Raw genomic sequence first — 20209 nt, forward strand, 5'->3', positions numbered from 1 at the left:
ATTCGCAAGGCTGCGGAGGAGGTCAACAGCCGTGCCCAGGCCCTGTCGGGGTTGTCCAGCGGTGCGTATGAGGGGATGGAGCAGCAGTCCGGCGAGATCACCAGCATGGCCGGTGCGGTGGAAGAGTTCAGCGCGACGTCGTTGAACATCGCCGACAACATGGGCAATACCGAGCGCCTGGCCCAGGAAAACGCCCAGCAGACGCGGATCGGCCGGACCTCGATGGATGAAGCCTCGTCGTCCCTGGAACAGATCGCCGGTGCGCTGAACAGCACGGCCACGGTCATCAATACCCTGGGCCAGCGTTCCCAGGAAATCGGCGGCATCGTGGGCGTGATTACCTCGATCGCCGAGCAGACCAACCTGCTGGCCTTGAACGCCGCCATCGAAGCCGCCCGTGCCGGCGAGCAAGGGCGCGGGTTTGCCGTTGTGGCGGATGAGGTCCGCAGCCTGGCGTCACGCACCCGTCAGGCCACGGACGAGATTTCCGGGATGATCAACAGCATCCAGCAGGAAACCGGCAACGCCATCAGTACCATGGAACAAGGCAACCTGCTGATGCAGGAAGGCCTGTCGCGCAACGCCAATGTGGCCTCGGCCTTGGCGCGCATCGATGAACAGAGCCGCTCGGCCGGCCAGCAATTCGCTGCCATCACCACCGCCACCCAGGAACAAAGCAGCACCGCGACCTTGCTCAGCAGCAACTTGCAGAGCATCGCCATGGCCAACAGCGAGCAACGCCAGGTCGTCTCCAACCTGGCCCTCACCGCCAAGGAATTGGAAAAACTGGCCCAGGACCTGCGCCAGGAAGTCGACCGGTTCCGCTGAAACCCACGACTGTCGCGAGCAGGTCCGTTCCCCTGTGGGAGCGAGCTTGCTCGCGAAGGCGCCATCCCTGCTAACCTCCGCCAGCCGACCCACCGCTTCACGAGCAGACTCGCTCCCACACAGGATCGGGGCAAACACTGTTTCCTGATCAACCCAAAGGCCCCTGTGGGAGCGAGCTTGCTCGCGAAGGCGCCATCCCTGCCAACCTCCCGCCGGCCGACCCACCGCTTTCGCGAGCAGGCTCGCTCCCACACAAGATCGGGGCAAACACTGTTTCCCGGTCAACTCAAAGGCCCCTGTGGGAGCGAGCTTGCTCGCGAAGGCGCCAGTCCGGCAACCGACATCGCATGCTTCCTTTTTTTAGATTATTGACTCTTTTGAGCTTGCTGAAACGTTTCTTCAAGTCTATAAAAACGGCACAACTCCAATAAAAGGCCAAGTCCATGACTCCGCTCAAACTGCTTGCGACCCTCGGCGCCCTGGGCGCTGCCTCCCACGCCATGGCGTGGGACTACGTCCTGTTGGACACCGATAAAGCCGCTCAGCCCTGGCAAGTCACCAGCCAGCAGCTCGGTGTGAAGACCGACAAACCCTTCTCCGTGACAATGCGTACCCTGCACGGTGGTCGTCAGGAAGGCGTCAGCGTGGTCGATATCGACAACGGCACCCTGAAGCTCTCGGTCGTGCCGACCCGCGGCATGAACGTGCTGCAGGCTTCGGTGGGGAATGTGCGCATGGGCTGGGATTCGCCCGTGAAGGAAGTCGTCAACCCTGCGTTCATCGAACTCAATGGCCGCGGTGGCCTGGGTTGGCTCGAAGGGTTCAACGAGTTGGTCACTCGCTGTGGCTACGAATGGGTCGGCCATCCCGGCATGGATAACGGCGAGCTGCTGACCCTGCACGGCCGTGCCGCCAACATCCCGGCCAACAAGGTCACGCTGCACATCGATGAAAAGCCTCCCTACGCCATCACCCTGCGGGGTGAGTTGAAGGAGCAGGCGTTCAAGAAGGTCGACTTCTCGGTGCACACCGAACTGGTGACCGAGCCTGGCAGCGTGACGTTCGCGCTCAGCGACACGCTCACCAACAACGGCGATTATCCGAAGGAATACCAGGCCCTGTACCACAGCAACTTCAGCACGCCGTTCCTGGAGCAGGGCGCGCGGTTCGCGGCCCCGGTCAAGCAGGTCTCGCCCTTCAACGACAAGGCCAAGGGTGACCTGGCCGATTGGCAGACCTACCGCGCGCCCACCAAGGATTACGATGAAACCGTCTACAACGTCGTGCCCTACGCCGACGCCAAGGGCGACACGCTCACCGTGCTGCACAACAAGGCCGGCAGCCTCGGTGTCTCGGTCGGCTTCAACACCGCCACGCTCCCGGTATTCTCCCTGTGGAAAAACACCGACACCCAGGGCCAGGGCTACGTGACCGGGTTGGAGCCGGGCACCAGCTTCTCCTATAACCGCCACTATCAACGCCCCTTGGGCCTGGTGCCGACCATCGGGCCCAAGGAACACCGGCAGTTCCAGATCCACTACAGCCTGCTGGCGGACAAGGGGGCCGTGGACAAGGCCCTCAAGCGCGTCGATGCCATCCAGAACGGCCAGAAGACCGAAGTGCGTGAGACGCCGCTGGTGGATCTGACCAAGTCCTGAGGTCGTTCACGCCGTCGTGGGCCGGTATTGCAAGGCTTCGGCCAGGTGCTCACGGCGAATGCTCCCCGCTTGTTCAAGATCCGCCAGCGTCCGGGCGACCTTGAGCAAACGGTGGGCAGCCCGCAGCGACAGGGTCAGCCGTTCGCAGGCGGTTTCCAGCCAGGCTTCATCGGTGCTGGATAACTGGCAATGGCGGCGCAGGGCCGGCAGGTCGAGGAAGGCGTTCGCACAACCTTGGCGCTGGTGCTGATGCTCGCGGGCCTGGGCCACCTGCCGGGCGACGCTGGCGGTGTCGTCGGCGGACTCGCGCTTGGGGTTCAGGGCCGTGGCTTCCCGGGCGACGGTCAGGTGCAGGTCGATGCGGTCCAGCAACGGGCCGGAGAGCTTGTTGCGGTAGCGCTGCACCATGTCCGGCGTGCAGGCGCAACGCCCGCTGGGCTCGCCCAGGTAGCCGCAGGGGCAGGGATTCATCGCCGCCACCAATTGGAAACGCGCGGGAAAGCGCACCCGGTCACGGGCGCGGGACACCACGATATGCCCTGACTCCAGCGGCTCCCTCAAGACCTCCAGGACCTTGCGGTCGAACTCCGGCAACTCATCGAGGAACAGCACGCCGTGGTGGGCGAGGGTGATTTCCCCGGGTTGCGGCTTGGACCCGCCACCCACCAGCGCCGGGCCGGAAGCGGAGTGATGGGGCTGGCGAAACGGGCGCTGCGGCCAATGACTCAATGGCACGCAACTGGCCACCGACTGGATCGCCGCGACTTCCAGGGCTTCGCTCTCGGCCAGCGGCGGCAGCAGGCCGGGCAGGCGGCTCGCGAGCAAGGTCTTGCCGGTTCCCGGTGGCCCGCTGAACAGCAGGTTGTGAGCCCCGGCGGCGGCGATCAACAGGGCGCGCTTGGCCCCGGCCTGGCCTTGTACTTCATTCAGGTCGGGATACGGCTTGCTGGCTGAGAGCAACCCGTTGGACACATAAGGCGCCACCGGGGTGTGGCCATTGAAGTGGGCCACGGCTTCCAGCAGGTGATCCACGGCGATCACCTTCAACCCCGATGCCAGGCAGGCTTCCTCGGCGTTCGCCCGGGGCACCATCAGCGTGCGTCCGGCCGTGCGCGCTGCCAGCGCCGCTGGCAATACCCCGCGCACTGGACGCACCGCGCCGGACAGCGCCAGCTCGCCCAGGCATTCCACATCGTCCAGGGTCAGCGTCGGAACTTGCACGCTGGCCGCCAGGATGCCCAGGGCAATGGCCAGGTCGAAGCGCCCGCCATCCTTCGGCAGGTCTGCCGGGGCCAGGTTCAGGGTGATGCGCCGGGCCGGGAAATTCAGCCCCGAATTGATGATCGCGCTACGGACCCGGTCCTTGCTTTCCTTCACCGCCGCTTCAGGCAGGCCGACCATCGTCAACGACGGCAGGCCGTTGGCCAGATGAACTTCAACGGTAACGGCGGGGGCGGCCACCCCCACCTGGGCGCGGCTGTGGACGATGGCGAGCGACATGAATCGTTCCTTGAGTGAATAGGGAAGCCGCCTCCTGCGGCCCTTGAAGACTAGTCGTGTCGCTGCGCTTCGGTGTGGCTGTTGAAAGGGTAAATCTTGGCTGGATGTTGCAGAACGATGAGTCTCCCAAGGCAGGCCATGGGCTCGACCCGCGAGCGTTGAAAAATCCATACGCTCATGCGCTGCCGTCCATTGTTGGCAATACGTGGCAATGATGGCGGCGGGGGCGAACCAGACCAATGCCTCGAGCCAGGCGCTGTCCAGCCTGGCACTCTCCTTCAAGACGCTGGTCAGCCGCTTTCGTCTCAGACTCCGGCCGGGAGCCAGGCATGCCCGAGCTTGCGCCCGGTGCGATTCACTCCGGCGTCGGTGTCAACCGCGCTTCCAGCTCGGCGACCTTTGCCTCCAGGCTTTCCAGGCGTGCCCGGGTGCGGGCCAGCACCACCATCTGGCTGTCGAATTCTTCCCGGCTCACCAGGTCCAGTTTGCTGAACCCGCTTTGCAACAAGGCCCTGAACTGGCTTTCGATTTCGCCCTTGGGCAATGGCGTGTCGCCGCTCATGAGACGGGCGGCATGGCCGCTCAGGGCGTCGAGGAGGTCTTTTGGCGCAAGCATGGCAAGTGTCCTGGAAACGATGGCGGGCAGTGTACCACGCAGTGTTCATGGTCATTTCCCGGGCCGGGCTGCACGCTTTTCGCGCACGAGGACGGGCACCTTCGCACTGTTGTTGTGCGTATCGCTGGGGTTTGGCACCTGGCGCCGCCGGGCATGGCGAGTAAGGGATTGAAATCAGAGGGTTTGCGCACAGATGGCAAGGTTTCTGCTTAGAGGCTGATGACCCATGCACTGATGCAGTCGCTGTGACGAATGCAGTGCAACAGGCGAAGCGGGGAGCTTCGCCAGGATCGGTTAGCTGGCACCTGTCGGGCAACTTGGGCCGACGGCGCGTTACAAAGCCAGGCACTGCGCTTAGACTTGAGTCGGGTTTGTTTTCCTGGGGCAAGTCCACCAATTCGGGAGAAAGTTTCATGAAGCTAGTCACTGCCATCATCAAGCCGTTCAAGTTGGACGACGTGCGCGAGTCGTTGTCCGAGATCGGCGTGCAGGGCATTACCGTTACTGAGGTCAAAGGCTTCGGTCGGCAGAAGGGTCACACCGAGCTGTATCGCGGCGCGGAATACGTGGTCGATTTCCTGCCCAAGGTGAAGATCGACGTCGCCATTGACGACAAGGACCTGGACCGAGTGATCGAGGCGATCACCAAGGCCGCCAACACCGGCAAGATCGGTGACGGCAAGATCTTCGTGGTCAATCTGGAACAGGCTATTCGCATCCGTACCGGCGAAACCGATACCGACGCCATCTAAGCCGCCAAACCCAACGCCCCAGGAGAAAACAATATGACTCTGCGTAAATTCGCAGGGCTAGGAGCCCTGTTGTCCTTCGTAATGCCTGGCCTGGCCATGGCGGAAGAAGCGGCAGCCCCTGTCCTCAATTCTGGCGACACCGCCTGGATGCTGACGGCCACCATTCTTGTACTGTTCATGACCATTCCCGGCCTGGCGCTGTTCTACGGCGGCATGGTCCGGTCGAAGAACCTGCTTTCCGTGATGATGCAGTGCTTTGCCATTACCGGCCTGATCAGCGTGTTGTGGGTCATCTACGGCTACAGCATCGCGTTCGACACCACCGGCATGGAGCAGGGCGTCGTCAACTTCAATTCCTTCGTCGGCGGCTTCGGCAAGGCGTTCCTGGCGGGCGTGACCCCGGCGAGCATCACCGGTCCGACGGCGCTGTTCCCCGAAGCGGTGTTCATCACCTTCCAGATGACGTTCGCCATCATCACCCCGGCCCTGATCGTCGGTGCCTTCGCCGAGCGCATGAAGTTCTCCGCCATGCTGGTCTTCATGGGCATCTGGTTCACCCTGGTCTATGCGCCGATCGCGCACATGGTCTGGTCCGGTAACGGCGGCCTGTTGTGGGACTGGGGCGTGCTGGACTTCGCCGGCGGCACCGTGGTGCACATCAACGCCGGTATCGCGGGCCTGGTGGCGTGCCTGGTACTGGGCAAGCGCAAAGGCTTCCCGACCACGCCGATGGCACCGCATAACCTGGGTTACACCCTGATGGGTGCGGCAATGCTGTGGGTCGGCTGGTTCGGTTTCAACGCCGGTTCCGCCGTCGCCGCCAACGGCACCGCCGGCATGGCGATGCTGGTCACCCAGATCGCCACCGCCGCCGCGGCACTGGGCTGGATGTTTGCCGAGTGGATCACCCACGGCAAGCCAAGCGCACTGGGCATCGCCTCGGGCGTGGTCGCTGGCCTGGTGGCGATCACGCCAGCTGCCGGTACCGTGGGCCCGATGGGCGCCCTGGTCATCGGCCTGGCGGCGGGCGTGTTGTGCTTCTTCTGCGCCACCACCCTCAAGCGCAAGCTCGGCTATGACGACTCCCTGGACGCCTTCGGCGTGCACGGCATCGGCGGTATCCTCGGCGCGATCCTGACCGGTGTATTCGCCGCCCCGGCCCTGGGTGGCTTCGGCACCGTGACCGACATTGCCGCGCAAGTGTGGATTCAAGTCAAAGGCGTGGGCTTCACGGTGATCTACACCGCGATCGTCACCTTCATCATCCTCAAGGTCCTGGACGCCGTCATGGGCCTGCGTGTCTCCGAGGAAGAAGAGGCAGTGGGCCTGGACCTGGCCCAGCACAACGAGCGTGGCTACAACCTGTAAGCGACACGCGTTAAAAAATGCCCGGTTCGCCGGGCATTTTTTTGCCTGGCGTTTGTCATTGCCCATAAGGCCGGCCGGTTTTTCCGACGCCTTTTGTTGTATAGGCGACATGATTTTTCTACCGCCAAAGGCTTACGTAGCGGCAAGAATATTAGGCCCTTTGTTTTTTTCCAGAGCGCGCTAGAATGCGCGCCGAGCGTGCGGAGAAGTGTATGTGGCAACAGACGCTGATTACCCTGCGGGCCAGGCCCCGGGGCTTTCACCTGGTGACGGACGAGTTGCTCGCCGGCCTGCCTGAACTCCAGGCATGTCGTGTCGGTCTGTTGCATCTGTGGCTGCAGCACACCTCGGCCTCGTTGACGATCAACGAGAACGCCGATCCGGCGGTACGTCGAGACTTCGAACGATTTTTCAATCGGCTGATCCCACAAGGAGCCGCCGGTTACGAGCACAACGACGAAGGCCTGGACGACCTCCCGGCGCACTTCAAGGCGAGCGTGCTCGGGTGCCAGCTCACCCTGCCGGTGACGGCGGGACGGCTGGCGCTGGGGACCTGGCAAGGTGTTTATCTGGGCGAGCACCGTGATCATGGCGGTGCTCGTAAAGTCCTCGCCACGCTATACGGTGAAGGGGCATGACCGCTGGTTGACGGCGATGTTGAATTTTTTCTGGCAGCCTTCGAACAGAGGGTAAAGCTGGGCTATAACTAATCTGCTTTTCGCAAGTCATGAGGTAGAACATGAGCGACGATGATCTGGAAAACGACGACCTCGAAGTAGGCGACGAAGACGAGACCGAAGAAGGCCTGGAAGCGGCAGCTGAAGACGTTGCCGATGACGATGGCGTCGACGTCCCGGCCCCAACCGCCAAAGGCAAGGCCAAGGCCGCGGTGTCGGTCGACGAGTTGCCCAGCGTAGAGGCCAAGAACAAGGAGCGTGACGCACTCGCCAAGGCCATGGAGGAATTCCTGGCCCGGGGTGGAAAGGTGCAGGAAGTGGAGGCCAACGTGGTCGCCGATCCGCCCAAGAAACCCGACAACAAATACGGCAGCCGCCCTATTTGAGTTCTGCTTCTTGCTTGCTGAAAAAGCCCGCCGTCGCTGCGGGCTTTTTCATGGGCGCGATAAAGTCTTCAGGCCAGGCGCCTCCCTTGTGGGAGCGGGCTGGCCCGCGAAGGCGGTGTATCAGTCAGCCCATTTGTTGAATATGAAACCGCCTTCGCGGGCAGGCTTGCTCCCACAGGCGGCCGTGAGCCCGCAGGTTCAGCGTTGGCCATGCCAGCCCGCCAACAACCCTGGCAATTCGCCCAGGCTGCGGATCTCGGCGTCCGGTGCGTGGTCGGCCTCCCAAGCCTTGCCTGTCGGGTTGAACCACACCGCACGCAGGCCGGCCTGTTGGGCGCCGGCGATGTCGTCGCCGGGGTGGTCGCCGACGTGCACGGCGGTCTGCGCGGTGGCGCCGCCGCGTTGCAGGGCTTCGTGGAACAGCCGGGCGTCGGGCTTGGCGATGCCGATGTCCTCGGCGCACAGGGCAAACGTGAAGTAGTCCGCCAGCCCCAGGCGGCGCACGTCGGCATTGCCATTGGTGACCACGCCGAGGGCGAACTGATTGGCGAGGATTTCCAGGGTGGGCGCCACCTCGGGAAAGATCTCCAATTGATGGCGGGCGTGCAGGAACGTCTCGAACCCCTGGTCCGCCAGTTCCGAGGCTTGCCACTGGTCATACCCGGCTTCCTGCAACGCACGGAACAACACCCGCCGGCGCAATGCACTGATGCGGTGTTTCAGGTCTGGTTCTTCACGCAGTACCTGCTCGCGAATCGCCCAGAGATGCTCCACCGGTACGCCCCCCAGGCTCGGCGCGTGGTCGGTCAGCCATTGGCGCAGGACGGCCTCGGCGCTGGCGATCACCGGGGCGGTGTCCCACAGGGTGTCGTCCAGGTCGAAAGTGATGAGCTTGATGGTCATGATTCGTCGCCCTTGATGCGTTTGGCCCGGGGGTGGGCACTGTCATAGACCGTCGCCAGGTGCTGGAAGTCCAGGTGGGTATAGATCTGTGTGGTCTTGATGTCCGAATGGCCGAGCAGTTCCTGGACGGCACGCAAGTCCTGGGAGGACTCCAGCAGGTGGCTGGCGAAGGAATGCCTGAGCATGTGCGGGTGCAGGTTCTGCCCCAGCTCGCGCTCGCCGGCGGCCTTGACCCGCAACTGGATCGCCCGGGGGCCGAGGCGCCGGCCCCGCTGGCTGACGAATACCGCGTCGTCGGCGGGGTTGGTCAGCGCCCGCAGCGGCAGCCACTGCTCCAGTGCCTCACGGGCCTTGCGACCGATGGGCAACAGGCGGGTCTTGCTGCCTTTGCCGAGCACTTGGACCATGCCATCGGCGAGGTCCAACTGGTCCAGGTTCAGCCCGGTCAGTTCCGAAAGCCTGAGCCCGGAAGAATAGAACAGTTCGAGGATCGCCTGGTCCCGCCGCGCCAGGAAGTCATCCTCGACGGCGCCTTCGAGCAATTGCAGGGTGCGATCGGTGTCGAGGGTCTTGGGCAGCCGACGTTCGCCCTTGGGCGGCGCCAGGCCGGTGGCGGGGTCGTGATCGCAGAGGCCTTCGCGGTTGAGGTACTGGTACAGGCCGCGCACCGCCGACAACAGGCGCGCCAGGCTGCGGGAGGATTGACCTTGTTGATGCAGGCGCGCGACCAGGCTGCGCAGGCGCTGGATGTCCAGCGCAGACCAGCTGCCGATGTTCTGCTTCTGGCACCAGCCCAGCACTTTGTCCAGGTCGCGGCGATAGGCCGCCAGCGTGTGGGGCGACACCTGGCGCTCACTGCGCAGGTGCTCGCAGTAGGCGTCCAGTTGCCGTTCCATGGTCAGCGTACCGAGCGCAGCGAACCGGCGACCCGTGGCAGCACGCGGCCGGTGACTTCGGCGATGTAGCTCAAAAACAGCGTGCCCACCGAGCTCTTGTAGTGCTGCGGGTCGCGGCTGGCGATGGCCAGCACGCCGTGGACGCCCTGGTGGGCGATGGCGACGACGGCGGTGGAGCCGATCTGCTTGCGCTGCTCTTCGCCGAACAGGAAGTCCAGCTCATGTTCGCGCAGGCTGCCACTGACACTCTTGTTTTCCGTGAGCAGGCCGCCAATGGCGGTCTGCGCTTCGGCGTGGGTCACCCAGCGACCCACTGGCATGGCGTTGTCGCCGAACAGGATCAGGCTGACGAAGGGCACCTGGAAATCCTGGCGCAAGTTGTCTTCGACGCTCATGACCAGGTCTTCGAGGGTGTTGGCGTCCATCAGCGCGAGGATCAGCCGACGGGTCTTGTCGAACAGCCGGTCGTTGTCCCGGGCGACGTCCATCAGGTGGGAAAGACGGTGGCGCATTTCGATGTTGCGCTCGCGCAGGATCTTCATCTGGTGCTCCACCAGCGAGACGGTGTCGCCGCGCCGGTGAGGGATGCGCATCGTCGCCAGCAACTCTTCGTGCCCGACGAAGAAGTCCGGATGGGCCTCCAGGTAGGCGGCCACCGCCGCGGCTTCCGGGAGCTGGCTCGGCGCATCGGTGGGCGGCGTGGCTGGAACCTGTGGCTTGTCGGTCATGGGGGTTGGCTCACTCAAAGACGAACTTGTCCTTCGTATACGCGCACTGCCGGGCCGGTCATCATCACCGGCTGGCCAGGGCCCGCCCATTCGATGGACAGGCGTCCGCCAGGCAGGTCGATCAGCAACGGCGAATCCATCCACCCCTGGCTGATCGCCGCAACGGCGGCTGCACAGGCCCCGGTGCCGCAGGCCTGGGTTTCCCCGACGCCGCGTTCCCACACGCGCAATTGCGCGCGGTGACGGTCGATGACTTGCAGGAACCCGACGTTCACCCGCGCGGGAAAGCGCGGATGGTGTTCGATCTTCGGCCCCAGGTCATGCACCGGTGCGTTGTTGATATCGGTCACGCGCAGCACCGCATGGGGGTTGCCCATGGACACCGCGGCCAGTTCCACCGTGGTGCCGTCGACGTCCACCGGGTAACTCAGCGCCTGGGTCGGTGCCTGGAACGGAATGTCCGCCGGCACCAGGCGCGGGGCGCCCATGTTGACGCTGATCTGGCCGTCGTTGCGCACATCCAGCTCGATGATGCCGCCCTTGGTCTCGACGCGGATCTGCCGCTTGGCGGTCAGGCGCTTGTCCAGCACGAAGCGGGCGAAGCAGCGCGCGCCGTTGCCGCATTGCTCCACTTCCGAGCCATCGGCGTTGAAGATCCGGTAGCGGAAGTCCACGTCCGGATTGGTCGGCGCCTCGACGATCAGCAACTGGTCGAAGCCGATACCGGTGTGCCGGTCGCCCCATTGCTTGGCATGCTTGGGCAAAATGTGCGCGTGCTGGCTGACCAGGTCGAGGACCATGAAGTCGTTGCCCAGGCCGTGCATCTTGGTAAAACGCAGCAGCATGGTTTTACTCCGGCAGCAGGCTTTCGCCGGCAAACAACTCGGCTACCGTCTCGCGGCGACGCACTTCGAAGGCCTGCTCACCGTCCACCAGCACCTCGGCACAGCGGCCGCGGGTGTTGTAGTTGGAACTCATGACAAACCCGTAGGCGCCGGCCGAATGCACGGCCAGCAGGTCGCCTTCGGCCAGCGCGAGCTCCCGGCCCTTGGCCAGGAAGTCACCGGTTTCGCAGATCGGCCCGACGATGTCGTAGTGGCGGGTCGCACCGTCGCGCGGGCGCACGGCCGTCACGTCCATCCAGGCCTGGTACAGCGCCGGGCGGATCAGGTCGTTCATGGCCGCGTCGACGATGGCGAAATCCTTGTGCTCGGTGTGCTTGAGGTATTCGACCTCGGTCAGCAGCACCCCGGCGTTGGCCACGATGTAGCGGCCTGGCTCGAACATCAGCGCCAGGTCACGGCCTTCGAGGCGCTCGCGCACGGTCTTGATGTAGTCGGCCACCTGGGGCGGCTCTTCGTCGCGATAGCGCACGCCGACACCGCCACCGAGGTCGATGTGGCGCAGGTAGATGCCGCAGTCGCCGAGGCGGTCGACCAGCGCCAGCAGGCGGTCGAGGGCGTCGAGGAAGGGCTCCAGGGTGGTCAGTTGAGAGCCGATGTGGCAATCGACGCCCAGCACTTCCAGGTTCGGCAGCTGGGCGGCGCGCACGTAGACGTCCTCGGCGTCGGCGATGGCGATGCCGAACTTGTTTTCCTTGAGGCCGGTGGAAATGTACGGATGGGTGCCGGCGTCGACGTCCGGGTTCACGCGCAGGGAGATCGGCGCGCGGACGCCCAGCTCGGCGGCCACGACCTGCAGGCGTTCGAGTTCGTCGGTGGATTCGATGTTGAAGCAGTGCACCCCCACTTCCAGGGCGCGGCGCATGTCTTCGCGGGTCTTGCCGACGCCGGAGAAGACGATCTTGTCGGCGCTGCCGCCCGCGGCCAGTACGCGTTCGAGTTCGCCGCCGGAAACGATGTCGAAACCGGCGCCCAGGCGCGCCAGGACGTTGAGTACGCCCAGGTTGGAGTTGGCCTTGACGGCGAAACACACCAGGTGCGGCATGCCGGCGAGGGCGTCGGCGAACGTCCGGTACTGGGCTTCGATATGGGCACGGGAATACACATAGGTCGGCGTGCCGAAGCGCTCGGCGATCGCGGACAGGGCAACCCCTTCCGCGAACAGCTCCCCGCCACGGTAGTTAAAAGCGTCCATGGCGTTCCCTTAGTAAGTGGTGGTGTGGGTGTCGTGCGCGTGGGCCTTGGATTGCGACGACTTGGCCTGCTCTTCGGGGGACTTGCTGTCGTCGGGCAGGTACAGCGGACCTTTCTGACCACAGGCCGTTACAAGGCAGGCAACCGCGACGAGCGCAGCAAGGGAAGAGATCAGGCGCTTCATGGCGAAATCCTTGAAAATGCATTAATTGCGCCGGAGTATACCGGCCACCCGGCGCCTTGCCTATGCAACGGGGCGCCCGTCCGGCGGCGCTGGTGGTCGGCGATGGGTTATCCTTTGCAATCATCAGGCAGCGCCCGTATCTTGCGGCGCTTGAGCATGAGCTGACATTTTCGAGGTTGCCGCAATGAGTTTGAGTGAAGCCCGTTTCCACGATCTGGTCGATGCGACCCAGCAAACGCTGGAAGATGTGTTCGACGACAGTGAGCTGGACGTCGACCTGGAAACCTCCGGCGGCGTGCTCACCGTCAAGTTCGAGAACGGCAGCCAGTTGATCTTCAGCCGCCAGGAGCCGCTGCGCCAGTTGTGGCTGGCGGCGGTGTCCGGCGGCTTCCACTTCGACTACGACCAGGAAAGCGAGCGCTGGCTTTGCGACAAGAGCGAGGAGCAACTGGGCGAGATGCTCGTGCGCATTGTCGAGGTGCAGGCCGGCGTGAAGCTCGATTTCGAAGGCCTGTGACAGCGTGAGCCAGACCGCCGCGGCCCGTCCGCCCAAGCCGCTCTACAGCAACGTCAGCCCGGCTGTGCCGTCGCCGTGCACCGGCGTGTGCAAGCTGGACGAGCAGAAGGTCTGTCGCGGCTGTTTCCGTCACGTGGAAGACATCCGTGAATGGCGCTCGGCCGATGACGCGCGTCGGCGGGTGATCTGTGCCGAGGCGCTCAGGCGCAAGTCTGCAGGATAGTTTGTGGCGAGGGGATTTATCCCCGTCGGACTGCGAAGCAGTCTCAAGAGGCGTTGAATACGATCAGCCTGTCAGGCAGGAGAGCAGGTTCTAGGGCCGCTTCGTGGCCCGGCGGGGATAAATCCCCTCGCCACAGGGCATGCCCTATCCAAGACCTGGGTATATCCGCCCCGACTTGTTTATTTATTGAGCTGTGGTAGTGTCCGGCAATGCCTCACCTCATTCGAGGCCCGTGAAAACCCCGTCTTCCTGTGGCGGGGTTTTGCTTTTTTCGTGCAGAAGAAAGGAGTCTGCCTGAATCATGACCGCACCTTCCATCACCCTGACCCGCCTGGACGTACAGCGTCTGGAGCGCCTGATCGACAGCCTCGATGAAACCTTGCCGGGCGTCATCGCGCTGCAGACCGAACTGGATCGCGCCGAGGCCCTGGTGGGCCACGATGAAGTGCCGGCCGATGTCGTGACCATGAATTCGCGGGTGCACTGCCGTGAAGAAAGCAGCGGCAAGGACTATCGCCTGACGCTGGTCTACCCGCAGGACGCCAATGCCGACGAAGGCAAGATCTCGATCCTGGCACCAGTGGGCAGCGCCCTGCTGGGCCTGAAGGTCGGCCAGCACATCGACTGGCCGGCGCCGGGCGGCAAGACGCTGAAGTTGACCTTGCTGGATGTCGAATACCAGCCCGAGGCCGGTGGTGATTTCCACCTCTGAGTGCCCGGGCGCGTCAGACCAGGGCCAGCGCCTCGTTCAGGGCGCGCTCGAGGTCGGCCTTGTAGCGCAAGTACAGGTTGCTTGAGCAGGCGCCGTCACCCACCAGCCCCGAGAGGTCCAGGTCGGTGATGTAGCAACGATAGCGCTGGGCTTCGCGACGCTGTTCGACGATCTCCCTGGCGACCACACGGAACAGCTGGTCGCCATGCTCCAATTCGGAAAACTCCTGCTGGTCGCAGTACAGCGTGACGTGCACCTGTCCGTGGGTGGCCTTGCCGATGATCGCCTGCACGTCATAGAACGGCTTGTTCTGCGGTGTCTGCGGCGCTTGTCGCGACTCGATCCGCCGCGCCCGGCCAGGGCCTGACGGCAGGAGTTGGTAATACAGGGTTTCCAGGGGCAACGGCTGGGCGGCATCTATCGGCAGCAGGGCGTCGCGGCGGTACAGCACCGATTGCAGGAAACGCTGCAACGGCACCAGCAGGCTGTGTTCGTCGTGGTATGGCAAGCGTTGTTGCCAGAGGGCGTTGAGCTCATCGAGCACGTACAGGTCGGCATCGTCTTCGTTGACCCGGTAGAACACCTGGATGCATTCGGGCTGCCCCATGGGCAGGACCAGCGCCAGGTCGTGGTCTTCCAGGGCCATCGGGTCCAGGTGCAGCGGGCTGTAGGCGCTCAGTTCTTCGCCCAGGTAATCCATCAGCGCCGATTGGCTGGCCAACGCCACGTGATTGACCTGGCCGGGCAGCAGTTCGAGCACGTGATAATGCTGCTGGACCTGGAGCAGGTAACGGTAGTTGAGCCTGCTCAGCAGCAGGGCCTGGGCGGTTTCGAAGACTTCTTCGACCCGCCGTGCGATGAACTGAGCGCGGTTGTGGCAGAAGCAGCGCACCTGCAAGCGTGGCTGGCTTCGCGCCAGGGGCAGGTCGTTGAGGTAGTCGCGCAGGCAATCGAGCAGCGCGTGCTCGCCGTCGAAGCGGTTGACCAGCACTTCATTCCAGCTGTTGAGGGTGACCTGGTCGAGGGTCAGCACCAGGTTTTCCCGGACCCCGGCGTAGCTCAGGGAATCGGTGCGCTCGGTGGTCATGAGGATATTCAGGTCGCGGTGATGCTTGAGCGGATCGACACCGACGTTCACCAGGATCAGCACCTCGCTGGGTACGGCGGCGCGCAGGAGCTGCTCTTCATCCACCGTGGCCAGGGGCAGGGCGATGGTCTGTTGCAGGCTGCCCAGCAGGTTGAACAGCTCGAACTCGCTCAGGTCGCTGCTACCGGGGTGCAGGGCCAGGCGCGTGCTGCTGTCGATCACCCCGTTGCGATGGCACCAGGTCAGCAGTTCCAACAGCTCGCGGCTGCGCTTGATCGGCGCGAAGTTTTCCCACTCCAGGGCGTTGAGGCTGCCGTTGTACAGCCCCCACTGGTTTTGCCCGGGCTCTTTCTTGTTCGGCGACTGGACCAGGGTCAGGGTGTCTTCGGCCAGGTCCGGGGCGATGCCGGGGTTGATGAACTCGACCTTGTCGGCCTTGCGCTCGAACGCCGCGTACAGCCGCCGCCCCAGAACGTTGAGGTCACGCTTGTTGATCAGGCTGACGGTTTTCTCGGTGCGGGCGAACTGGGACAGGAAGCGGTAGCTGTGGGTCAGTTCGTTGACCAACGCCCGCCGCTCATGGCTGACCTGCCGGACTTTCCATTGGCTGCGGCTGTCCAGCAGCGCCAATTGGCGCTGGTCCCAGCCCCATTCCCGGGCCAGGCGTTCGAGCAGCACCCGTTGCCAGCCGCCGCTGCGCACCTGGCCGGTGAGCTTGCGGTTGACCTTCAGGTACAGCGCCCGGCGGATCAGTTCCAGGCGCTCCGGTTCGCCACGGGCATTGAGGTATTCCTCGAGGCGGCGGTAGACCACCATGTACGGGTCCAGCTCTTCCAGGTCCAGGCGATTGGCGAACACCGCCTGCTTGAAGCGCAGGCTCAGGCAGCGGACATCCGGGTGTTCGCTGGCATAGACCTCGGTCAGCAGCAACTTGAGCACGGACTTGTAGGGCGATTCGATGCCTTTGAACAACTGCCAGAGCCCGGCGCCGATGAATTCGCCCGGCGGGATGTAGGCCATATGACCCAGGTCGAGTGTCTCGTCGGCACGAATGAAACGCTTGGAGAGCAACGTATGGGTGTATTGCTCATAGTTGTCTTCTTCGTAGACCGGCACCAGCCACCAGATGGGCGTACGCCCGGCCAGCCAGATCGCGGTGCGGTAGAACTCGTCCAACAGCAGGTAGTGCTGGGTCGTGCCGCAATCGTCGGAGCTGAGCTGGTTGTCGCGCTCGCCCCGCACGAAACGCACCGGGTCGATCAGGAAAAAATGCGCCTCGGCGCCCTGGGTCGCCGCCCAGGCTTCGAGCAATTGGCATTTCTTGCGCAACTCGGCCAGTTCGTCGTCGCTCAGGTCCGGCCCATGGCAAACCCACACGTCCATGTCGCTCTGGTCGGCCTGGGCGAGGGTGCCGAGGCTGCCCATCAGGAACAGGCCGAGAATCGGCCGCGGCGGGTTGCTGCCATGGCGCGGCTTGTAGGAAAACGAGCGGGTCAGCCGCTGGGCCTCGGCGAGTACGCTGGCGTCGGGCTCGTAGTTCGACAACCCCGCCGGCGTGCTGCCGGACACGTAGCCGGGCAGCAGCGGATGATTGACGTGGAAGAACAGCGGCAGCAGCGTCAGCACGCCTTGCTGGCGAGAGGACAAGCCTTCCAGGGCGCGCTCCATGCGGACGCTGTTGAACTTGAGAAAACGTGCGCGCAACTGGCTCAGGACCTTGCGGTCGATTCCCTCGTCCAGATCAGGGCGTATTTCATGGTTGCGGGTCATGTCGGCTCAAACCGGCTCGCGGCGTCGAACGTGGGAAATCAGGGGTGATGGCAGTTTAGCGTCCGGCGGCGGGAATTCTTAAGCTGAAAGTCGATTTGAGTGTCGGAATTTTCACACAAGGCGCCCGCGCCTGCGGAAATCCAACGAGGCGGATTTCCGTGGGCGACAGGGGATCAGGCGGCTTCTTGAACGCTGAGGATCGTCAGGACGGTTTGGACATTCTGCGCGGCGTCCCGGCCCAGGCTGGTCAGGTAACCACCGTCGGGCTGGGTGATCAGCTCTTTTTCGTACAGGCGTTGGGCGGCGGCAATCGCCTTGGGGGCAGCGGTCTGATGGATTTTCAAGCCTTCCTGGGAACTGTCCAGGTTGAAGAGTGCAAGGATTTCCAGTTCGGCAACCAACTCAGGGGTAAGCGACATAAGGACTCCAGACTTTCTAGGAATTGGGTCGACAGCGTCACTAAGGTGAGCGCACTCGGCCGAGCTGTCCAGTCTCAGTGTCATGCTTTTTTTGTTTTGGGTGAGGGGGGCCAGTGTTCTGTCAGGCAACACACCCTGTGGCGAGGGGATTTATCCCCGCTGGGCGCGAAGCGGCCCTAAAAATTGGCCTCATTCCGATTTTGGGCCTGCTGCGCAGTCCAGCGGGGTGGAGCGACGTTTCGCTAAATCCCCTCGCCACAGAAGCAACTTTGCCCGTCGTTCAGTTTTTTTCCGGCGGCAGCTCGGGCAAGGCGCGCAATGCGGCTTCGTACCACTGGGTGTTGAACGGGCGGTCTTCTTCCAGGATCGCGTCGATTTCCACCGCCAGCACGTGGGCCATCAGGTTGAGAATGTCGTCGCGCTCATAACCCACCAGGGTCAATTTGTTGAACGTGGCCTTGGCCGCTGGCGGGTTATCACTTTCGATCTGGTTTTCGATGGCCTGGATCAGCGTGTTCTCGACGAATTCTTCTTCGTCGTTATCGATATCGGTTGGCTCGCTCATGGCCGGCTCCTGGGAGAAAGGTTGCCAGTCTACCTGCATTCAGCAGCGTGATGCGCCTGGCGAGAAACACCACGGCAGTCTATAACGCTAGGCTGCCAACCCCGCACGGCCTGGAGGCTTTGTAATGCTCAAGCTTTATGGTTTCTCTGTCAGTAATTACTACAACATGGTCAAGCTGGCGTTGCTGGAGAAAGGCCTGCCCTTCGAAGAGGTGCCGTTCTTTGGCAGCCAGACTCCGGAAACCCTGGCCATCAGCCCGCGCGGCAAAGTGCCGGTGCTGAAGACCGAGCAGGGCTTTATCAACGAGACCAGTGTCATCCTCGAATACATCGAGCAAACCCAGCCGGGAAAGGCCCTGTTGCCTGCCGACCCGTTCGAGCGCGCCCAGGTGCTGGCGCTGTGCAGGGAGATCGAGCTGTACATCGAATTGCCGGGTCGTGCCTGCTACGCCGAGGCCTTCTTCGGCAAGTCGGTACCCGATGCGATCAAGGAAAAGAGCAAGACCGAATTGTTGCTGGGCTTTGCCTCGCTGGGCCGGCACGGAAAATTCTCGCCCTTTGTGGCGGGTGACAGCCTGAGCATCGCCGACCTGTATTTCTACTACAGCGTTTCGCTGGCCTTGCAAGTGGGCAAGAAGCTCTTCGATATCGATTTGCTGGCGGACATGCCGGCGGCGCGGGCGCTCATGGAGCGCCTGGGGCAGAACGCCAACGTACAGCGCATCGCGGCGGACAGGGAGGCAGAGATGCCGACCTTTTTGGCGATGATTGCTGCCAAGAAGTGAGTTTTTTGCGTTTGAAGTGAGCCATCGCGAGCAAGCTCGCTCCCACAGTGGATCTGCAGTGTTCACAAAACTTGTGACCATTGCAGATCCACTGTGGGAGCGAGCTTGCTCGCGATGCTTTTGGCTTTAGCGGCCGGCGAGCAACGCCTGGCCGCGCACGACCGCCGCCTTGACCTGAGCCGGCGCGGTGCCGCCGATATGGTCGCGGGCATTGACCGAGCCTTCCAGGGTCAGCACCGCGAACACGTCCTGCTCGATCTGGTCGCTGAACTGGCGCAGTTCATCCAGGCTCATCTCCGCCAGGTCCTTGCCGCTGTCCACGCCGTACTTGACCGCGTGCCCGACGATTTCATGGCAGTCGCGGAAAGGCAGGCCACGGCGCACCAGGTAGTCGGCCAGGTCGGTGGCGGTCGAGAAGCCACGCAGGGCCGCTTCGCGCATGACCGCATGCTTGGGCTTGATGGCCGGGATCATGTCGGCGAAGGCCCGCAGCGAGTCGCGCAGGGTGTCGGCGGCGTCGAACAGCGGTTCCTTGTCTTCCTGGTTGTCCTTGTTGTAGGCCAGCGGCTGGCCTTTCATCAGGGTCAGCAAGCCCATCAGCGCGCCGAACACCCGGCCGCTCTTGCCGCGCACCAGCTCCGGGACGTCCGGGTTCTTCTTTTGCGGCATGATCGAGCTGCCGGTGCAGAAGCGATCCGGCAGGTCGATGAACTGGAATTGCGCGCTGGTCCACAGCACCAGCTCTTCGGAGAAACGCGACAGGTGCATCATCGCGATGCTCGCGGCGGCGCAGAATTCAATGGCGAAATCGCGGTCCGAGACGTTGTCCAGCGAGTTGCCGCCCACGGCGTCGAAGCCCAGCAGCTGGGCGGTGTAGGCACGGTCGATCGGGTAGGTGGTGCCGGCCAGCGCGGCGCTGCCCAGGGGCATGCGGTTGGCGCGCTTGCGGCAGTCGACCAGGCGCTCGTAATCGCGGCTGAGCATCTCGAACCAGGCCAGCATGTGGTGCCCGAAGGTCACCGGTTGCGCGGTCTGCAGGTGCGTGAAGCCCGGCATGATGCTGTCGGCCTCGCGTTCGGCCTGTTCCAGCAGGCCTTTTTGCAGGCGGGTGATCTCGGCCAGGATCAGGTCGATCTCGTCGCGCAGCCACAGGCGGATGTCGGTGGCGACCTGGTCGTTGCGGCTGCGGCCGGTGTGCAGCTTCTTGCCGGTCACGCCGATGCGGTCGGTCAGGCGCGCTTCGATGTTCATGTGCACGTCTTCGAGGTCGACGCGCCAGTCGAACTGGCCGGCCTCGATTTCAGCCTGGATGGTCTTGAGGCCGTCGATGATGCTGTCGCGCTCGGCATCGGTCAGCACGCCGACCTTGGCCAGCATGGTGGCGTGGGCGATCGAGCCCATGATGTCGTGGCGATACAGGCGCTGGTCAAAGTTGACGGAGGCGGTGAAGCGGGCGACGAAGGCGTCGACGGGTTCACTGAAGCGGCCGCCCCAGGACTGATTGGTCTTGTCAGTGCTCATGAATTCGCTCGTGATCGGC

The 20209-nt window shown here is 63.6% G+C and carries 22 protein-coding genes; 10 read left to right on the plus strand and 12 right to left on the minus strand.

The genetic code is table 11. From position 1 onward, the window contains the following. Nucleotides 1-105: 105 nt before the first annotated feature. A complete protein-coding gene (locus Q6A48_RS25940) occupies nt 106-828 on the plus strand; it encodes a methyl-accepting chemotaxis protein (protein ID WP_369811651.1) in 723 nt (240 codons plus the stop codon). A gap of 443 nt (nt 829-1271) precedes the next feature. After that, nucleotides 1272-2486 carry an aldose 1-epimerase family protein gene (locus tag Q6A48_RS01935; protein WP_304551554.1) on the plus strand — a complete coding sequence of 405 codons (1215 nt, stop codon included), beginning with the start codon at nt 1272-1274 and terminating at the stop codon, nt 2484-2486. Nucleotides 2487-2492: 6 nt separating this feature from the next. On the opposite strand, the gene Q6A48_RS01940 is transcribed toward Q6A48_RS01935, so the two are convergent. Continuing rightward, nucleotides 2493-3986 (minus strand): YifB family Mg chelatase-like AAA ATPase, encoded by a 1494-nt coding sequence (locus tag Q6A48_RS01940; RefSeq protein ID WP_304551555.1) that lies wholly within the window; start codon nt 3984-3986, stop codon nt 2493-2495. Nucleotides 3987-4341: 355 nt separating this feature from the next. Next, a complete protein-coding gene (locus Q6A48_RS01945) occupies nt 4342-4602 on the minus strand; it encodes an accessory factor UbiK family protein (RefSeq protein WP_304551556.1) in 261 nt (86 codons plus the stop codon). Nucleotides 4603-5015: 413 nt separating this feature from the next. On the opposite strand from Q6A48_RS01945, the gene glnK reads away from it, so the two are divergent. From glnK to sutA, 4 genes are all read left to right on the plus strand, one after another. Then, nucleotides 5016-5354 carry a P-II family nitrogen regulator gene (glnK, locus tag Q6A48_RS01950; RefSeq protein ID WP_002555808.1) on the plus strand — a complete coding sequence of 113 codons (339 nt, stop codon included), beginning with the start codon at nt 5016-5018 and terminating at the stop codon, nt 5352-5354. A 33-nt stretch (nt 5355-5387) separates the two neighbouring features. Then, nucleotides 5388-6722, plus strand: coding sequence for an ammonium transporter (locus Q6A48_RS01955; protein WP_304551557.1), 1335 nt, complete (start codon nt 5388-5390; stop codon nt 6720-6722). Nucleotides 6723-6934: 212 nt separating this feature from the next. Further along, nucleotides 6935-7360, plus strand: a complete 426-nt coding sequence (locus Q6A48_RS01960) for a secondary thiamine-phosphate synthase enzyme YjbQ (protein WP_304551558.1) — start codon at nt 6935-6937, stop codon at nt 7358-7360. A gap of 101 nt (nt 7361-7461) precedes the next feature. Further along, on the plus strand, nt 7462-7785 hold the full coding sequence (gene sutA / locus Q6A48_RS01965; protein ID WP_304551559.1) for a dormancy-specific transcriptional regulator SutA: 324 nt from the start codon (nt 7462-7464) through the stop codon (nt 7783-7785). A gap of 198 nt (nt 7786-7983) precedes the next feature. Here sutA and Q6A48_RS01970 read toward each other — a convergent pair whose 3' ends face one another. The 6 genes from Q6A48_RS01970 to lptM are packed head-to-tail and all read right to left on the minus strand — an operon-like array spanning nt 7984 to nt 12592. Then, nucleotides 7984-8688, minus strand: a complete 705-nt coding sequence (locus tag Q6A48_RS01970; protein ID WP_304551560.1) for an HAD family hydrolase — start codon at nt 8686-8688, stop codon at nt 7984-7986. Further along, nucleotides 8685-9584 (minus strand): tyrosine recombinase XerC, encoded by a 900-nt coding sequence (xerC, locus tag Q6A48_RS01975; RefSeq protein WP_304551561.1) that lies wholly within the window; start codon nt 9582-9584, stop codon nt 8685-8687. The genes Q6A48_RS01970 and xerC overlap by 4 nt, the downstream gene beginning before the upstream one ends. A 2-nt stretch (nt 9585-9586) precedes the next feature. Then, a complete protein-coding gene (locus Q6A48_RS01980) occupies nt 9587-10312 on the minus strand; it encodes a DUF484 family protein (protein ID WP_304551562.1) in 726 nt (241 codons plus the stop codon). 14 nt (nt 10313-10326) lie between these two features. Beyond that, nucleotides 10327-11157, minus strand: a complete 831-nt coding sequence (gene dapF / locus Q6A48_RS01985) for a diaminopimelate epimerase (protein ID WP_304551563.1) — start codon at nt 11155-11157, stop codon at nt 10327-10329. A 4-nt stretch (nt 11158-11161) separates the two neighbouring features. Beyond that, complete coding sequence (gene lysA, locus Q6A48_RS01990) at nt 11162-12409, minus strand: diaminopimelate decarboxylase (protein ID WP_304551564.1); 1248 nt, start codon at nt 12407-12409, stop codon at nt 11162-11164. Between the two features lie 9 nt (nt 12410-12418). Next, nucleotides 12419-12592, minus strand: a complete 174-nt coding sequence (lptM, locus tag Q6A48_RS01995; RefSeq protein ID WP_304551565.1) for an LPS translocon maturation chaperone LptM — start codon at nt 12590-12592, stop codon at nt 12419-12421. 184 nt (nt 12593-12776) lie between these two features. Between lptM and cyaY the strand changes: the two genes are divergently transcribed. From cyaY to rnk, 3 genes are all read left to right on the plus strand, one after another. Then, complete coding sequence (gene cyaY, locus Q6A48_RS02000; protein ID WP_304551566.1) at nt 12777-13109, plus strand: iron donor protein CyaY; 333 nt, start codon at nt 12777-12779, stop codon at nt 13107-13109. A gap of 4 nt (nt 13110-13113) precedes the next feature. Beyond that, nucleotides 13114-13332, plus strand: coding sequence for a DUF1289 domain-containing protein (locus Q6A48_RS02005; RefSeq protein WP_304551567.1), 219 nt, complete (start codon nt 13114-13116; stop codon nt 13330-13332). Between the two features lie 301 nt (nt 13333-13633). After that, nucleotides 13634-14044 carry a nucleoside diphosphate kinase regulator gene (gene rnk, locus Q6A48_RS02010; RefSeq protein WP_304551568.1) on the plus strand — a complete coding sequence of 137 codons (411 nt, stop codon included), beginning with the start codon at nt 13634-13636 and terminating at the stop codon, nt 14042-14044. Between the two features lie 13 nt (nt 14045-14057). Here rnk and Q6A48_RS02015 read toward each other — a convergent pair whose 3' ends face one another. The 3 genes from Q6A48_RS02015 to Q6A48_RS02025 all read right to left on the minus strand — a co-directional run bounded on the left by Q6A48_RS02015 (nt 14058) and on the right by Q6A48_RS02025 (nt 17885). Next, on the minus strand, nt 14058-16901 hold the full coding sequence (locus Q6A48_RS02015; RefSeq protein WP_304551569.1) for a class I adenylate cyclase: 2844 nt from the start codon (nt 16899-16901) through the stop codon (nt 14058-14060). Nucleotides 16902-17074: 173 nt separating this feature from the next. Next, on the minus strand, nt 17075-17320 hold the full coding sequence (locus Q6A48_RS02020; protein ID WP_041022651.1) for a TIGR02647 family protein: 246 nt from the start codon (nt 17318-17320) through the stop codon (nt 17075-17077). Between the two features lie 280 nt (nt 17321-17600). Further along, nucleotides 17601-17885 carry a hypothetical protein gene (locus Q6A48_RS02025; RefSeq protein WP_304551570.1) on the minus strand — a complete coding sequence of 95 codons (285 nt, stop codon included), beginning with the start codon at nt 17883-17885 and terminating at the stop codon, nt 17601-17603. 124 nt (nt 17886-18009) lie between these two features. Here Q6A48_RS02025 and Q6A48_RS02030 point away from each other — a divergent pair, with 124 nt between their 5' ends. Beyond that, entirely contained in the window at nt 18010-18669 is a 660-nt protein-coding gene (locus Q6A48_RS02030; RefSeq protein WP_304551571.1) for a glutathione S-transferase family protein, read from the plus strand. Nucleotides 18670-18795: 126 nt separating this feature from the next. Here the strand turns inward: Q6A48_RS02030 and argH are convergent, their stop codons facing one another. After that, nucleotides 18796-20190, minus strand: coding sequence for an argininosuccinate lyase (gene argH, locus Q6A48_RS02035; RefSeq protein WP_304551572.1), 1395 nt, complete (start codon nt 20188-20190; stop codon nt 18796-18798). Nucleotides 20191-20209 lie beyond the last annotated feature (19 nt).

The organism is Pseudomonas citrullilanati (assembly GCF_030580855.1).
In the GTDB taxonomy this organism is placed as follows: domain Bacteria; phylum Pseudomonadota; class Gammaproteobacteria; order Pseudomonadales; family Pseudomonadaceae; genus Aquipseudomonas; species Aquipseudomonas citrulli.

Coding starts and splice junctions, on each gene's coding strand:
- argH (WP_304551572.1), bottom strand. CDS start 20,190: ATGAGCACTGACAAGACCAATCAGTCCTGGGGCGGCCGCTTCAGTGAA.
- dapF (WP_304551563.1), bottom strand. CDS start 11,157: ATGCTGCTGCGTTTTACCAAGATGCACGGCCTGGGCAACGACTTCATG.
- Q6A48_RS02025 (WP_304551570.1), bottom strand. CDS start 17,885: ATGAGCGAGCCAACCGATATCGATAACGACGAAGAAGAATTCGTCGAG.
- Q6A48_RS01970 (WP_304551560.1), bottom strand. CDS start 8,688: ATGACCATCAAGCTCATCACTTTCGACCTGGACGACACCCTGTGGGAC.
- Q6A48_RS02015 (WP_304551569.1), bottom strand. CDS start 16,901: ATGACCCGCAACCATGAAATACGCCCTGATCTGGACGAGGGAATCGAC.
- Q6A48_RS01935 (WP_304551554.1), top strand. CDS start 1,272: ATGACTCCGCTCAAACTGCTTGCGACCCTCGGCGCCCTGGGCGCTGCC.
- glnK (WP_002555808.1), top strand. CDS start 5,016: ATGAAGCTAGTCACTGCCATCATCAAGCCGTTCAAGTTGGACGACGTG.
- cyaY (WP_304551566.1), top strand. CDS start 12,777: ATGAGTTTGAGTGAAGCCCGTTTCCACGATCTGGTCGATGCGACCCAG.
- lptM (WP_304551565.1), bottom strand. CDS start 12,592: ATGAAGCGCCTGATCTCTTCCCTTGCTGCGCTCGTCGCGGTTGCCTGC.
- Q6A48_RS25940 (WP_369811651.1), top strand. CDS start 106: ATGGCCGGTGCGGTGGAAGAGTTCAGCGCGACGTCGTTGAACATCGCC.
- Q6A48_RS01980 (WP_304551562.1), bottom strand. CDS start 10,312: ATGACCGACAAGCCACAGGTTCCAGCCACGCCGCCCACCGATGCGCCG.
- Q6A48_RS01955 (WP_304551557.1), top strand. CDS start 5,388: ATGACTCTGCGTAAATTCGCAGGGCTAGGAGCCCTGTTGTCCTTCGTA.
- Q6A48_RS02030 (WP_304551571.1), top strand. CDS start 18,010: ATGCTCAAGCTTTATGGTTTCTCTGTCAGTAATTACTACAACATGGTC.
- sutA (WP_304551559.1), top strand. CDS start 7,462: ATGAGCGACGATGATCTGGAAAACGACGACCTCGAAGTAGGCGACGAA.
- xerC (WP_304551561.1), bottom strand. CDS start 9,584: ATGGAACGGCAACTGGACGCCTACTGCGAGCACCTGCGCAGTGAGCGC.
- Q6A48_RS02020 (WP_041022651.1), bottom strand. CDS start 17,320: ATGTCGCTTACCCCTGAGTTGGTTGCCGAACTGGAAATCCTTGCACTC.
- Q6A48_RS01945 (WP_304551556.1), bottom strand. CDS start 4,602: ATGCTTGCGCCAAAAGACCTCCTCGACGCCCTGAGCGGCCATGCCGCC.
- Q6A48_RS01940 (WP_304551555.1), bottom strand. CDS start 3,986: ATGTCGCTCGCCATCGTCCACAGCCGCGCCCAGGTGGGGGTGGCCGCC.
- lysA (WP_304551564.1), bottom strand. CDS start 12,409: ATGGACGCTTTTAACTACCGTGGCGGGGAGCTGTTCGCGGAAGGGGTT.
- Q6A48_RS01960 (WP_304551558.1), top strand. CDS start 6,935: ATGTGGCAACAGACGCTGATTACCCTGCGGGCCAGGCCCCGGGGCTTT.
- rnk (WP_304551568.1), top strand. CDS start 13,634: ATGACCGCACCTTCCATCACCCTGACCCGCCTGGACGTACAGCGTCTG.